8 protein-coding genes and 1 pseudogene are annotated in these 15,947 nt (G+C 44.1%); all 9 read right to left on the bottom strand.

Annotation, left to right across the window (positions count from 1 at the left end; genetic code table 11):
* Nucleotides 1–87: 87 nt before the first annotated feature.
* A pseudogene (locus EHS13_RS36235) lies at nt 88–273 on the bottom strand (carbohydrate-binding protein); the annotation flags it as partial.
* A gap of 202 nt (nt 274–475) precedes the next feature.
* On the bottom strand, nt 476–4,576 hold the full coding sequence (locus EHS13_RS11985; protein WP_155700573.1) for a fibronectin type III domain-containing protein: 4,101 nt from the start codon (nt 4,574–4,576) through the stop codon (nt 476–478).
* A 264-nt stretch (nt 4,577–4,840) separates the two neighbouring features.
* The gene (gene glsA / locus EHS13_RS11980) at nt 4,841–5,773 is read right to left on the bottom strand and encodes a glutaminase A (RefSeq protein ID WP_155700572.1); all 933 of its coding nucleotides are present in this window, start codon (nt 5,771–5,773) and stop codon (nt 4,841–4,843) included.
* Between the two features lie 286 nt (nt 5,774–6,059).
* Nucleotides 6,060–8,609: a hypothetical protein gene (locus tag EHS13_RS11975; protein ID WP_155700571.1), complete on the bottom strand. Its 2,550-nt coding sequence runs from the start codon at nt 8,607–8,609 to the stop codon at nt 6,060–6,062.
* A 29-nt stretch (nt 8,610–8,638) separates the two neighbouring features.
* The gene (locus EHS13_RS11970; RefSeq protein WP_155700570.1) at nt 8,639–9,499 is read right to left on the bottom strand and encodes an ABC transporter ATP-binding protein; all 861 of its coding nucleotides are present in this window, start codon (nt 9,497–9,499) and stop codon (nt 8,639–8,641) included.
* Between the two features lie 6 nt (nt 9,500–9,505).
* Nucleotides 9,506–12,310 carry an ABC transporter permease gene (locus tag EHS13_RS11965; RefSeq protein ID WP_155700569.1) on the bottom strand — a complete coding sequence of 935 codons (2,805 nt, stop codon included), beginning with the start codon at nt 12,308–12,310 and terminating at the stop codon, nt 9,506–9,508.
* A complete protein-coding gene (locus tag EHS13_RS11960; protein ID WP_227013905.1) occupies nt 12,310–13,395 on the bottom strand; it encodes an efflux RND transporter periplasmic adaptor subunit in 1,086 nt (361 codons plus the stop codon). The genes EHS13_RS11965 and EHS13_RS11960 overlap by 1 nt, the downstream gene beginning before the upstream one ends.
* Nucleotides 13,334–14,032 carry an ABC transporter ATP-binding protein gene (locus EHS13_RS11955; RefSeq protein WP_155700568.1) on the bottom strand — a complete coding sequence of 233 codons (699 nt, stop codon included), beginning with the start codon at nt 14,030–14,032 and terminating at the stop codon, nt 13,334–13,336. The genes EHS13_RS11960 and EHS13_RS11955 overlap by 62 nt, the downstream gene beginning before the upstream one ends.
* Nucleotides 14,033–14,049: 17 nt before the next feature.
* Nucleotides 14,050–15,525, bottom strand: coding sequence for an ABC transporter substrate-binding protein (locus EHS13_RS11950; protein ID WP_155700567.1), 1,476 nt, complete (start codon nt 15,523–15,525; stop codon nt 14,050–14,052).
* Between the last annotated feature and the right edge of the window lie 422 nt (nt 15,526–15,947).

The following is a 15,947-nucleotide window of genomic DNA, read 5'->3' as shown; positions in this document are numbered from 1 at the left end:
GGGCTTTACCTTAGATTCCACTCATTTGAGCTTTATCCCTTTGGCTCAGACGAGAATCGAAACCAGCTGCTTCTAAAGCGCTGTTGGCGCTGTTGTATCCGCAGCTGCATTCGTCGTAACGCTCAAAGCGCTGTTTGCGGCAGAGATATTGCAAGCTGCATCCTTCGCTTTAACCGTAAAGCTGTATGCTGTGCTAGCAGTTAAACCAGTAGCTGTGTAAGTTGTCGCTCCCGTCGTTGAGCCTGCCAACGTCGCTCTGCGATACACATCATATTTCAGCGTAAAAGAAACCCGTCTAGAACTATATTTTAGTAGCATAAACTATGGGAGACTAAAATTTCAGCGTAAAAAAACAGCCCATAACAGCTAGATAGCTAAATGAAAGGCAACCTAAATCGTCGATTGCGCTGCCAAACGCACAAAAAGCTGCCCTCATCTGAATTTCTTCAGAAGGGGCAGCCATTTTAAAAGCAAACTAATTCGAAGTCAGCGACATGTCGTCGAAGTACATAACCGCTCTCATGTTTGTGAAATTAATAAATACACGAACAGTTGCTGTATTGGCTGGTGCTGTATAAGCCCCATGCAAATTAACAAATCCGCTTGTTGTGGTGCCGTCAAAGGAAGTAACCAGATTATCACCAATGACTGAACCTGCACTGTTCAAAAATTGCACCTTGATATCAATTTTCGAGCCGTTATTGCTGACAATATTCAGATAGCCGTCAAACGTATATATTTTTGCCGGAGTTCCGGAGACTGCTTGATAAACAGCGAACCATGGGCCTGAGTTGCCATCAATGCGCAAGGATCTTGTTCCTGATCTTTTAATAGCCGTGTCTGTATAGCAATAATAAGTTTGCTCGCATATCCACGTATCCGGTTTCCCATCGGCAGCGAGTGTTTCAAAACCTGGATTGATTAGTAAATTTGCTACACTTGCCGCATTCGTCGTCACGCTTAACGCACTGCTTGCTGCTGATATATTGTTGGCTGCATCCTTAGCTTTAACTGTAAAGCTATAAGCGGTACTCGGCGTTAAACCAGAAGCTGTAAAGGTAGTAGCCGCTCCTACTGTTGACCCGGCAAGTGTAGCTCCTCTGTACACATCATAGCCCGTAACCGAAACATTATCTGTTGAAGCTGTCCATGACAGAGTTACCATCGTAGATGTTTTTGAAGGCGAGTTTAGTGCAGTTGGTGCAGATGGTGCTGTAGTATCGGCCACTGCATTCGTTGTAATGCTTAATGCACTACTCGCTACAGAGATATTACCTGCTGCATCTTTGGCTTTAACTGTAAAGCTATAAGCCGTATTAGCCGTCAATCCTGTAACGGTATAAGTAGTAGCTCCCGTAGTAGATCCCGCAAGAGTGGCCCCTCGGTAAATATCATAACCAGTCACAGCTACATTGTCTGTTGACGCTGTCCATGAAAGACTTACACTTGTTGTAGTCTTTGCAGGCGAGGTTAGACCTGCTGGAGCACTAGGTGCAGTAGTGTCGGCTGAAGCATTGGTTGTTACGCTCAATGCATTGCTCGCTACAGAAGTATTGCTTGCTGCATCCCTTGCTTTTACCGTAAAGCTGTAAGCTGTGCTTGCTGTCAACCCGGAAATTGTAATTGTAGTTGCTCCTGTAGTTGTTCCGGCAAGAGAGACTCCATTATAAATATCATAACCAACGACACCAACGTTATCCGTTGAAGCTGTCCATGACAGATTAACACTTGTTGCCGTTTTTGAAGGTGAGGTTAACCCAGTCGGAGCTGTTGGTGCAGTAGTGTCTCCGCCTCCGCTGCCACCTGTTACTGAGAAATCATCAAAATACATGGTTCCATTCAAACCGCGGATATAAGGATATACGCGAACCTTGGCCGTACCCGCAGGGGCAACATAAGCACCGTGCACATTTACCCAACCAGCAGTAACAGCTGTGAAAATAGCTGAATTATTATCGGCTATTATAGTTCCTGCACTATTAAGGAATTGAAGCTTAACATTTAGCTCACCTGTAGTCGCCGTGATATTAACATATCCGTCGAACGTATAGGTAGTTCCTGCCGTCGCAGCCACATCCTGAAGTGTCCCAAACCATGCACCTGAGGAACCTGACCATCTCAGTGAAGAATTCCCGGTACGTTTAATAGACGTATCTCTGCTGCAATAAAAAGTCTGCTCACAGGTCCACTGATTCACGCTGCCATACCCGTCATCCGTTTCAAATCCTGGATTCTGCAGCATATTCTGTGCAATCGGAGCCATCGTAGTTACACTTAACGAATTACTGGCTGCAGACACATTTGATGCTGCATCTCTAGCCTTAACAGTGAAAGTGTACGCAGTTGATGCCGTCAGACCGGTAGCTGTAAACACAGTCACCGTCCCGCTTGATGACCCTACTAGTGATCCATTTCGATAAACATCATAAGCCGTAACTCCGACGTTATCTGTTGAAGCTGTCCATGACAAATTGACGGACACATCCAATTTGGATGGTGAGGTTAAACCGCTTGGAGCTGTTGGTGCAGTTGTATCTGGTGGATTCGTTGTCACACTTAATGCAGTGCTTGCTGCTGAGATATTGCCTGCTGAATCCTTCGCTTTAACCGTAAAGGAATAGGCTGTATTCGCAGTTAATCCGGTAGCGACAAATGTAGTCCCACCCGCAGTAGAACCTGCTAAAGTCGCTCCACGATAGATATCGTAGCCTGTAACGCCTACATTATCTGTGGAACCGCTCCACGACAGATTTACCGATAAGTCTGTTTTGGAAGGTGAAGTTAAATTAGTCGGAACAGTAGGTACTTGTGTATCGACAACACCACTGCCTTGACGAACCACTTTAATGGCAATATCCCTTGTAAACGAAGGAATACTGCTTATTACCAAGCTTCCTGTACTAACCGTTGCAGTTGTAGTAGAAATATTCGTACCTGTTACAGTATTGAAGTAGGTGATGTCATACGTTCCGTTATTCATTCCCGGGAGCGTAAACGACATACCGCTAATCGTGCTTGGATTGGTAACATTATAAGTTGCCGTGGTATTGTTGATCCAAAGCAGCCCTCTATCGCCATTCTTAAAAGCACCTACCTTGGTTGAGTTTGCCTGAGCACCATAATCTACAAATGGCTCAGAAGGCAGATATTGCTCTTCCGGCTGTATGAAGTTGGCAAACGCTGTATAAATGGCTTTATAATTTGCTGGGACATTAAAGCCAGTTTCAAAAATCCACCACAAGCTGGTACCCGCTGCTCCTGCGCGGAACACAGGTCCCCAAACACTGTCATGGACAAAGTTAGGCATTTGCGGATCCGATGTTTGATCACCGCCTGTCTTCCCTACTTCACCAATAAAAGCTGGACGATTGCCAAAGGTGCTCAGCATATTTTTAATATTTAATTCCCAATTATCCATGGCATTGGCGGATGTATTATAATCATGAAGATTCACTGTATCCATCGTTGGCAACGTAGACCATGTCGTTTGTCCAAATCCTACATGATCCTTCCAAGCAAAGCTGGTTGTTGTTGGGCGATCATAGAAATCCCAGCTCTTCCAATAGTTATCTACAGTCGTATGCCAATTTCCTCGAGTAGTAGCGTCTGTATCTACACGATTATCCGATTCATTCCAATATTCCAGCATTCCTAAGCCTCTGCTGTAACCCCATCGGGCAAAAGTATATCGTAATAATTTCTTTTGATAATCAATTGCTGTGGCATTGGTCCAGAAGTTAGTATTGTTCTCTGACCAGCTTGCCGGCCCGCCATTTGCCGTATTATAAGCATTTTGCGGCCAATCGTAATAGAAATCACCAAAGCTGTTGACAGTTAGCATGACATAAATGTTATTAGCAGCAGCGGTTTCAATTAAAGTATCCGTACGTGCTAAATTATCATTTTGATATTTACCGATACCTTCATAATTCATTGTAATCCCGTTCTGTGTGGTGACGGTTGGTCCCCATTCTAAGGCATAATTCCCCCACCAAACACTTTGCCATACGCGCATAATATTCATTTTCGCAGCTTTATATTGTGGCATTGCTGTTAGAATTTCACTTGGTGTGCCCCAAGCATAGTTAGTGCCAATCAAGGTTAATTGTTTGCCAAAGCTATCGACAAAGCGATTGCCGCTTACTCCCATAAAACCACGGTTGGTGCCAGGCCCTCCAGATGTAAAGGTATAGGTTGCCGACTGACCGACACCACTGCCATCTGTAACCTTAATATAGACACTGTAATTCCCAATTAATCTAGGCGCATATCTCACTGCCCACTTGGGTGAAGAGCTTTTATTATAGAATCCAGGTACGACTTCAGTCTGGCCGGAAGGCGTTAAAAAATAAGCCCGAATATCCACCTCATCTGGGTTATACGGATTTGCATAGGTGGAGCTTAAATCAAAATCCAACTCATACTTGTCATATTGCGCCGGTGTCGTTGTATTAGCAGAGACATTGGAGAATACCGTTGCTGCAGACGCCTTAGGAGCACCTAAAGACAAGCCTCCCACTAGCAGTGCGAAACTCATACACCATACAAACATAATTTTCGTAAACCTTTTGGACATTATTAATTCCTCCTTCTTAAATTTGTGTTCATTGAACAATGATAATTGCACAATCCTTCTTACTACCGCTATTCAAAAACGCCTCCTTTCTTAGGCAACCCATCTCTGATATTTCCTGAGTCGCAGCTTTATTCTCCGATAATTTCAGTGTAAAAGAAACCCGTCTAGAACCATATTTTAGTAGCATAAACTATGGAAGACTACAATTTCAGCATAAAAAATAGCCCCCTATCAGCTAAATAGCTAATTGAAGGGCTTTATAAATCAAAACATATTTAGCTGCCATTTTTCAGAGAGCCTTTGCAGCAGATGCACCCCTGCCACGCTATTCCCTTTATTGCTTAGCGCAGGACCGATTACGCTGATACCCATCTTCCCTGGAACTATAGCCATGATTCCACCGGATACACCACTTTTTGCTGGAATGCCGACTTGAATCGCGAACTCACCAGAAGCATTGTACATCCCGCAAGATATCATAAAGACCTTGGCAATTTGCACATACCTCTTTGGAATAATTTCTTTCCCATTGTCGGGGTCTAAACCATTATTAGCCATAATCATCGCCATGCGGGCTAAATGCCTGCAAGTTACAGAAATCGAGCAATGCTTGAAATAAACCTGCAAATGCGCTTCCACATTACCTTCTAGAAAATGATTATGCTTTAAAAAATAACCTAAGGAACGATTACGATCTGCTGTAGCAACCTCGGATTCGAATATCTCGCGATCGTAATCCAGCTTCTCGTCTCCAGCAACTGTGCGAATAAAGCCTAAAATTCGTTTAAATTTAGTCTGGGGTGATGCTCCCTTAATTAAGGAGGTAATCGCAATAGCCCCCGCATTAATCATTGGATTAAAAGGTCGGCCAGGCTCAACTAGCTCTAGCTTAACCATGGAGTTAAAGTTGTCGCCTGTTGGCTCCATCCCAACCTTCTCAAAAATAACCTCTTCCCCCCAGTCCATCAGAGCAAGGATTAAAGTAAATACCTTGGAAATGCTTTGCATCGTAAAAACCGTGGTACTATCTCCAGCTTCAAGCGGATTCTTCTCACCAATTTTGTGGAGGTCTATGCCAAGTGTTTCAGCAGACGCCTTTGCAAGCATGGGGATATAATCGGCCACCTTTCCCTTATGGCACTGACTGCGGCTTCCGGCAACTAATTCCATTAATGCTTGTCCATCCTGCTGCCCCATAACTCACCTCTATGCTAGTTTTAGCTCAATTATAGCATAGAGAGGAGGAGATTATGACCGTTGAATTTCGTTTAAACAATTGTTGTTGAACGTTACTAAAATGGGTTGTTCTCTGTCTTTTATCCAAGTGCTCCAATAGTACTTTCCACCATAATTCAACAAATCATCATCTGGTCCTAAATCATATAATTCAAGTATAAATTCTTAAATTTACAATGATATATTCAAAAAAAAACGGAGTTATGCGTTAAGCATCTCCGTTTTTCTTCATTATTTCCTGATCAAATTAATCAGAATCTGTGAAAAATTTAAAGCTTCTGTCTGCCAAAAGTTGGCTATGATCTTGAAATTTATCATAGATTCTAAGTGTGTAGTTGTTAAAGGTGGTTATTTTAGTAAATAAATCCGGATCGGTTATATTGATTTGGTAAGTGTTAGAGCTTCCAAGCTGCAGTACTTTACTGCCTGCTCCTGATTCGAGCTCAAGCTCTTCCGTATATTTCTCATTCTCCGCTTCAAATTCAATCACCAATTTATGCCCTTCAGGAACGGCTTCATAAGGAATATCATTTTTGGTTAAGGCATAATTAAATGAAAGTCCGACTGAATTGGGTATTAAACCGATTGTAGTTTTAATTTTACTTATGAAAGCGTGATATTGTGATATTTCGAGATTTGTAAAGCTGATCTTGGCAGGATTGTTGCCCGCAGTTAGCTGAAATGCGACAGGATTAATGTATCCATTTGGCACCTCTCCATCACTTGAAGTTTTATTGCCTGTAGTCGCTTCGCCGATGACCAGCTGCAAGTCCTCCTGCTTAAGTCCCTTGGGAACCTTGCTCCAAAAAGAGATGAGATCACTTCCATCTGGACTTACACTTTGTTCAACATTCGAAATAGCAGCTGGGTAATAACGATCATCCGCCGTTTTATAATAACCGTTTAAGCGTGCTAAATGCGAAAAGCGTTTTTCTGTATTCTGCATTTGAAGCTCTGCATAAACTAAGTCTGAGCTCGCATTTGTATAAGTACTTACTTTATGCAGATTAAGCTTGGCTTTTCGCCCTGAATCCGTAATTTCATAGGCTTCCTCAGCTTCCACTACATTAAGCTTCATGTATTCAGAGGTACCACTGAACTCAGCTATAGTGATTTTACTATGATCGACTCCAGCAACTTGCAAAATTAGCTGTAAAGACTCAAATTGCTGCGAATAAGGAAGATTTCCTAGCACAATTAAGCTCTTGGCTGAATTTCCGCTAATTGCAATACCTTGCTCTGGTTGAACGATTCTAGCCTCTACCTTCACAAGGTCATCCAGCAGATAATATCCAGTGATTTCGGGGATAGGTAACGATGAGCTTGAACTATTTTGCAGCGATATTTCCGCCATCATTTGATCTTGATCCTGCCAAGGCAGTCTTTGTAAGGAATTAAGGCTAAGCGCATAAACTCCGGAGTCATTAGTATAAGAAACAGGTTGACCCATATTAGCGGTTATGTTTATGCTTGCTGTATTTTGCGGCAATGAATAAGTGCCGATTCGTTTGTTCTTAGCAGCTTCTGCTCCTGAAACAAGCGGCTCGTAAATTTCGAGCTTCATCTGACCCATGTTAACATCAAGGGGGATGGTCACAGAAAGCTTAATTTGTTTTTTCTGCTTGGGATTAATCACTAGATTCGTTAAATCAGATGTACTCAGCGGATAGGATAGCCCGTCCTCTGTACGGAGCAAGAACTGATAATTGGGTATTGTCACCTTTTTGCTGCCCGTATTCTCAAAATTAAAAAGCAGTTCTGTCAGATAGCCTTCTTCAATCAGAGGCTGTGTTGCCTCATCATTCAGAGTTTGTGTTACCTCATATACCGAAGCGGTTACCGTTTGTTTATCAATGAGAATTGTCCCTTTATCAACGACAACTAAAGTGGGATCTTCAGAATTGGTTGCAGCCAGCTCAAAAAGGGCAATCGGTAAAATCAGCTTACTAGCTGTTTCGGTTGTTTTAATTAGCAGCTTGGACTGGCTAAGCTTCACCTTAGCTGGCAGGATACCCGATAATTCAAGCTCCTTAACGATTTTAGGCAAAAGCTGTTCACCAGGGCTTAAACCACTAACTTCCAATGAATACTCTATGCCATCGGCTGTAAGAATGGAGTATTCGTAATTCGGTAATGCGGCACTTTTCAAACCGATATTTTCTATGGAATATAGCAAAGTCGCAAGTAACGTATCTTCTTTCTTTTGCTGGCTGGTTTTAATCATTTTGGCTGAGAATACGGTGTCATTACCCTCTAGCTTCTGTTGTGCATTCCACTTAACTGCCAATGTATAGTTAGCTGGCAATGAGATTTCGCCTACTATTTTCGTAAAGCTAGGTTCCTTAAAATCCCATTTGAGTGCTTTAAAAATCAAATCCTGCAGTTTAACTTTGGCTCCTACTGATACATAGAAAGTGAAGTCTTCGTCAGTACCTGCAACGATCCGCTTTTTATTGAGCTGCTCGGTGACGAGCTGAGGATAGTAAATGGCCCCAGCTTTAGTGAATAATCTCACCCAATAATCAAGGAACTGGATATCCTTTGTATCACCATTATGAATGGTGAGTGTAAAGCTAACCGTGTTAGAATGCTCAGCAGAAAGGATAAATGCCTGCTTTAACTTAATATAGCTTTTGGCAGAGAGAGGTATCGTTTTTAATGGAACCACCGTTTCAATAGCAGCGGCATTGGCGATCTTCAAGGCGCTAAACGGTGTTAAAGCTAAACTTGCTACCAGAATAGCTATCAAACTAATAATAGAAACACGTTGCATTCTTTCACTAATTCTCAGTCGCATACTTGTGTAACCTCCTTTATTGTTGCCATTTACTTAGGCGCTCGAATCATAATGGTTTCACCATCAAATTCCATAGATGCCTTGCCGCTTATTTGCAAAGCTTCTAGATAAGCCTTAGGCACCTGAAGGCGTCCAGCCCGATCTAATACGACATACTCCTCATGTGATGCCTGTGGAACATCGTTTTCTTCTGGTGATAGCTGCAATTCTTCTTTGCGGCGGATCAGCTCTGAGCTCGTTTGGCCATCACGTATCGCAACAACTCGATTCACCTTATGCGCCAGAGTAAGATCATGAGTCACAATCACAATCGTCACACCCAGCTCCTTGTTCATTGTTCTAAAGATATCCATTATCCGGTCTGCCGTCTCCGAATCAACAGAGCCTGTTGGCTCATCAGCTAGCAGTAAAGCGGGACGATTGGCCAATGAAATCGCAATGGCTACTCGCTGTTGCTCACCACCAGACAGCTGCTGCAGCTTACTGTGCATCCGATGTGCTAAGCCAACTCGTTCCAATAAATCCTTAGCATATATGCGATCTACCTTGCCATTAAGCATCATCGCCGTCTCGACATTTTCCAAAGCAGTTAGGTATGGCAGCAGATTTCGTGAATTATTTTGCCAGATGAACCCTACGGTTTGCCGTTTATATTGTACAAGCTGTGCCTCCGTTATCTTCAACAAATCCCATGGACCTACCCCAACGACGCCTGCCGATGGGCGATCGAGCCCACCAAGAATATTCAGTAAAGTGGATTTCCCACTGCCGCTATTGCCGATAATCGCCATCATTTCTCCCGCTTCAATCGTTAAATTCAAGCCTTGGAGCGCAACAACCTCAATCTCTGCCGTTTTATAAATTTTAACAAGTCCTTCGCAGTGAATCATCCTGTATTATCGCTCCTCTCCCAATTTAATTGCTTGATGTACGCGGAGCTTGCGGATATGATTCAACAGCAGTACGGCTCCAGTAAGCATCATTACAGCGACCACAGCATAAAGCTGATTGGTATCTTTGGCTGCGAAGACGATTCTGAATGGTGGAACCTGCTTGCCTGATCCGTCTGCAGATTGCAGGAATGGCAGAAATAAACGGCCTATTAGCTTCCCGATTCCGATACCTAAGGCGATAGAAAGCCCTGCCGTAAAAATTTGTTCAAGCAGCAGCATTCCCGTCATCTGTCTGCGTGATAGTCCGGTTGCTCGCAGGATTCCGAACTGCACCACCCGACGCGATAGATTAAAATACCAATAAAGGACATAGCCGATCAATGAAATCAATACAGAAACGAGAAATCCGAGGCTCAGAATCCCATACACCCCACCTTTTGAAGGATGCTGCTTTTCCGTTATCAACTCATTTCGCACATCGCGGACGGAGGATAATTGAATTTGTTTGGCGCTGAGCGCTTCAACAAGTGGAGTAACCTTGGCGTCCGGCTTCATTTTCAACCATACATCATAAGGAATTAACGGCATCTGATCGTAAAGGTAACTCAAGTTAGTTATAAAGAAAGGCATTTTATCCGGATACTCGCTTGGCCAGTAGGGTATAATGCCGACAACTACCAGCTCCACGTTTTTCTGCTGCATGGAAACGGTGATCAGATCACCTTCCTTTAATTGATGCGCTTCGGCAAAGGCAGTCGAAACCAACGCAGCCTGCTCATAAGCACCAAGCAATTTCAAGTAGGCGAATGGATGTGCAGGAGTTAAATCGCGACGGAACCACGCTACCTTGGAGAAATCAAGATTATCGATGCCCATAACGCTTCCTCTGCCCACCGATTTGCCGGAAACGTAGACCTCCGCCGTAGTTTGCAGGACACGCGCTGCCGCTTCAACCCCTGGCAAATTACGAAAGGTTTCAAAGGAAGGCTCGGTATAAATAATCGGATTCTCCGACTCAGAGCCTGCTCCGCTAGTCGATCCGTCTTCCTCAGAGTAGCCGTCCCAAACCGCTTGCGCGATAACATCTGTCCCATATTGATAGTGCAGTTTATCTACAGCATTCAAATCTATCGTTCGCGCTGCCGCCGAATGGTAGACCCCCATACCTAAAGTAAGAATCAATAGAAGCATGATCGGGAAATAAGCTGTAGCGGAACGCGATAACTGAAGCAATGTCAAATGCAGCGACAATGGCATGATTTTACTTCCAAGCCGCTGAATTAGGTAAAGCACCCACGGAAACATTCTTAAACAGATGAGGCCGAGTGCAAAAACCGCAAGCGCCGGGATAAAGAACAGCAGTGTTTGGATTTGCAATTGGTCTGTTGTTAATCCAGTACGGAAGGACATCAGCTGCTTCTGGTTGAATGCATACCAGCCATAGCTAACCGCCAGCAGCAAAAACACATCAAGAAACCAGCGCTGCCAGAACGGCTTTTGGTCTGCTCGTGCAAGCTTTTGCTTAAAACCGACGATTGAAGCGCCTGCAAAAATCACTGCTGGGATAACGCTAGAAATTATAGCAATTATGACGGCTGCACCTCCGTAAGCCAAGGCATCGAGTGACACATCAACTGGAATTGATTCACGTCCGACGAAAGAAAGAAAACCGTTCGATGCCCCAATACACTTGGCCATAAAATAACCGATGGGCAATCCCAATGCAAGGGATATCCCCCCTAGCCATAAGCTTTCCAATAGAAAAATCCAAATGATTTGTTTGGTGCTCCCACCGCGACTGCGCAAAACAGCAATATCATTTCTTTGCCGCTCTAGGGACTGCTTGGCACTCATTACTATAAAGTAAAATACCATCGCCAGCATTGGAGCTGCCAGAGTAAATAATAAGGCTTGCAGCTGAGTGTTTTGCCGGCTGAATTCGTTTAATAGCTGGGCAAAGGAGATATCCACCTTAGTGTTCTTCAGCTTTTGGAACAATTGGATATCCAGGCGGTTCAATGCGTTTTTAAGCGGTGAAAGGTTACTAGCTTGCAGTTCTCGCAAGTCAAAAGCGTAATACCAGTTGGATATGCTTAACAATATCTTCTCTGCCTGCAGCCGGTTGGAGAACGCTGTTTCACTGACTATTAACGAATTGGCTAAGCTATCTGTTCCCTGAGACCAATAGGAAGATGCTGCTTGTTTAGGCTTGAAGGCACCGACAATTTTGACTTTCCAGATCTTGTTGCCATTTACAGACGCGGCCGAATAGCTGTAAATATCACCAATCCGCAGCTCGTTTCGCGCCAATGCATCTTCTGAGACTACAGCTTCAAGAATATCCGAGCTATTGGTCTCAGTAAACATTCTCCCTTGCGTCATTTCCACTTGCTCTTTCAACCCACTCTGCGTACCAACGGACATCTGGCGCCGCTTGCTAGAAGGATTGTTGTTTGATTTTTCAGAAATAAGCTGGGAATTGCGCAATGACATCGCATGCACATAGGTGAGATATGGAAAATCGATTTGGCTTGGGACCGTTTGTGAAATATAGGTATCCACTGCCGTTAATTCTTTCGGATCTGTGATCTCGCCGCTTGCTGCCTGATAGCGGATCTGCAAGGATCCTGCCGGATAGCCATCGCTCTTTTCCTCTAGCGTTTTGGCGATGACCCGCTTTAATGAACCGTCAGCATACATAGGTATGCTCGTTGTAAAAGCAACAGCAACGAGCAAACCAATGAATGAGCTGAAGGTCAGCCAGCGATTATTCCACATTTTACGGTAAAGAAACCGCAGCATCTGCATTATTTGCCAACCACCTTTTGGCCCGAGGTCAACCCGCGGATGACTTCTACCACTGTAGCCGTTGTTAATCCGACTTCAACATCAACCTCACGCTTATTCCCATCTCCATCCACAACAAGCACGTAATTACGCGCGCCTTGTGTGCGCAGTGCCGCTACAGGAATTTGCACCGCTTTTGCTTTGCTTTCTGTGATGATCGAGGCGCTAAGCGGTGTATCCTCAACAAGCCCTTTCGGCATTTCATTCAACTGAACCACCACATAATCATCGATGGTCTGATCCTCATCCGAATCATTTTTTTTCACAACGGGGAGCTTGACCACTTTCCCTTTAAATTGACCCACCGTATTAATATCCACAACCGCTTCCATGCCGGTAACGACCGCTTTCAAATCTGCCGTGCTGAACCTGGCAACTACGGTCAGCTTCGCTGGATTAGAGAGAATGGCTACCGTTTCATAGGCGCTTTCCATATCGCCTTCCTGCTTGGCGATGTAAGTGATTTTTCCGGAGAAAGGCGCGACGATTCGGGCTTTATCCAACGATTTTTTCAGCTTGCTGAACTCCTCCTGCTGCAGCTGCAGATCCAACTGATCCAGCTTCACTGAGGTTTCGTTCTGCTCCGTCATATTGCGAAGCTTTTCTTTCATCGATAGCTCAGCCTTCTGCAGCTGAATGTCCTTTTGCTTGATCTGACTTCTCAAATCATCCGTTTCCAGCTCAGCAATAACCTCGCCCTTCTTTACTTCATCACCGACCTTAAAATGGATCGCTGCAATCCGGTAATTTTCACTGCGAAAATACAATTCTGCTTCCTCGAGCGACATCAGCTTGCCCGATGCACGAACCTTCTGTTCTATTGTGGCTTCTATAACTTTATATTCCGGCTTCTTGGAAAGCTTGGGTGGATCGATTATTGGAATAACCTCCACTGTTGATTCCTTGGGTAGCAGTGTGCAGCCTGAAGCCGTGCCACAAACCGCTGCAATGACCAGAATCAAACTCACTCTACCCATTAACCGTTTAAAGCTCAGCTTTTTGGCCGCTGCTGCCGTTAAATTGTCCATCTGCCATCTCATATACATGATCAGCAACCTCCATCATTGTAGGATCATGCGTTGTCATACAAAGCGTAACATTTTCCTCAGCTATAATTTCACGAAAAACCCTCATAATCTGCGCTCCCATCTGCGAATCCAGCTCTGCCGTCGGCTCATCTGCCAGCAACAGCTGCGGTTTATGGGCAATCGCTTTGGCGATAGCTACACGCTGCTGCTCCCCTCCTGATAATTCGTAGGGACGATGATGCATCCGTTTGCTGAGGCCAACCAATTCGAGACAATGCTGTACTCGCTGCTTCCAGTCAGTACGCGGAATCCCTGCCATGCGCAAGCTCAGCTCAACATTTTCCCAGGCTGAGAGCAGCGGCATTAAAGCATAAGCCTGGAAGATGAAGCCCATCTTCTGCTTACGCAGCCTAGTTCGCTGCAGATCATTCCACGCCGAAATCAATTCCCCTTGAAAATAAACCTCTCCCTTAGTCGGGACATCCAAACCCCCGACTAAATTGAGCAAGGTTGTCTTGCCTGAGCCTGATCTGCCGCGGATAATAATCCATTCGCTGGGATAAAGCTCCAAATGAATCCCCTTCAGCACTTGAATTTGCCGAGAGCCAGCTTCGAAGCTTTTTTCAACCTGAGTTACTTTAATCATGGGCTCCATTTTATTGGTACCCCCGATCAATTTCTGAAAACTTGCATGCTGCCAATCATCATGTTGCCTTCCTCTTGCTCTGTTTCCATTTCACCGCTGATATTGGCTTCAGTTAAAACTTTCTGGCCCTTTTCTATTATGGCTGCGAATGCTTCATCGATGGATTTGCTCTTGGAGATCGCCGCTTTGGTTTCTGCAGAGGCAACCTCGCTGAAGGCTTCTCTGAAGCCTTTGGGAAACAGCTGCAACCCGGTATCGCTGTTTGGCTTCAGCTTATAGAATGCCTCTAAGCTATTGCCTTGCTTATCCTTCGCATAAGCACTGCGAGAAATTAGCTCAGGAGAAGATTTGGAGCGGATTTTGGCTAAATCGTCACTATGCACATATTTAATGAATTCCCATGCAGCGCCAACATGAGCAGACTGGGCATCAACCCCGAATATTTGCGAAACGCTGAATGAATCGCTCATATCTGGATTCGCTGGATCCACAGGCTCAGTAACCATACCCATGTTGATTGGCTTAGCATCCTTGTCCATATTTTTCATCATGTCCATCTGATTCAGCATGAAGGAGGAGTCAATCATCATCGCTGCTCTGCCGGATAAGAAAAGGTTGCTGTTCTCGCCAATTGATATCCTCTTAGGTCCATCATCTCCCTTTGAGGATGAAACACTACTACTTTTAGCTGGTGCCGCACTAAATGCACTATCTCCTGAAAGTGAAACAGAATTACTTTGATAAGCAGTAACTACCTCTTCGAAAATGCTCTTCCATTCCGGGGTATCCATTGTTAAATTCTTACCTTCTGCATCCAGGATAGATAGCTTCTTTGAATCGGCAATCGTTTTTACTAGTTCAGTCGGATCTTGGGTAAACATCGATTGAGCTAAACCATAAATCCGTGTATCATCGGTTCCTGTCGTTGGGAACTGCTGCGCCAGCTTCAGCACATCCTCCCAGCTCATTTTATCTGTTGGATAGGGAAGTCCCTGCGCATCGAATAAATCCTTATTGTAGAATAAAGCTTTCGCTGAGAATGTTGGGGAGAGCCCGTACAGCTTACCGCCGCCTTTATTCTTCAAAAATTCAATGACCGCTGGCACCATATTCTCGATATCAAATTTATCCTGCTGAATGACCGAATCCAACGCATACAGCTTGCTGGCTGCCGAGAGCTTCTCATACTGACTGGCATTCATCATAATTAGATCCGGTTTGTTCTCTTCAATCAACTTCTCGAATTCTGCGGCCGGATCCTTGTCGTCACCCATATTGCCCATAGTCGGTATCACTTCAAACTCAATATTGGGATACTTGGCTTGAAAAACACTTCCGTACTGTGAATAAAAAGCTTGTTCATTAAAATACAATACTTTCAAAGTGACCTTCTCGTCCTGATCGAATGCGGCTCCCGCAGTTTTGTTGTCTCCCTTGCTGCTGCACGCAGATAAGACAATAACCATAACCAATACCAAGCTCAACCAATTCAAACTTTTCATGATACATCCTCCAATAATTTAATTTACTTTGCTCAGTATGCAATTCAATTCTTTGAATTTGATTTGAAAACAAAAGAGCAATCTCACACGCTGATGATCCGATTGTTCAAGAATTTTATATTAGTGTCGATTTTCGATACTACAGAGTGAAATCCAGTTAGTTTGACTGACTTAGTGTCGATTTTCGATACTACAGAGTGAAATCCAGTTTGTTTGGCTGATTTAGTGTCGATTTTCGATACTACAGAGTGAAATCCAGTTTGTTTGGCTGATTTAGTGTCGATTTTCGATACTACAAAGTGAAATCCAGTTTGTTTGGCTGATTTAGTGTCGATTTTCGATACTACAAAGTGAAATCCAGTTAGTTTGACTGACTTAGTGTCTAATGTTATTTACTCAAAGTCTATTAATTTCCGATACTA

It is taken from the genome of Paenibacillus psychroresistens, assembly GCF_009728935.1.
GTDB lineage: Bacteria > Bacillota > Bacilli > Paenibacillales > NBRC-103111 > Paenibacillus_AC > Paenibacillus_AC psychroresistens.
Note: the sequence above shows the minus strand (reverse complement) of the source record. Positions and strands in the feature narration are given on the sequence as shown.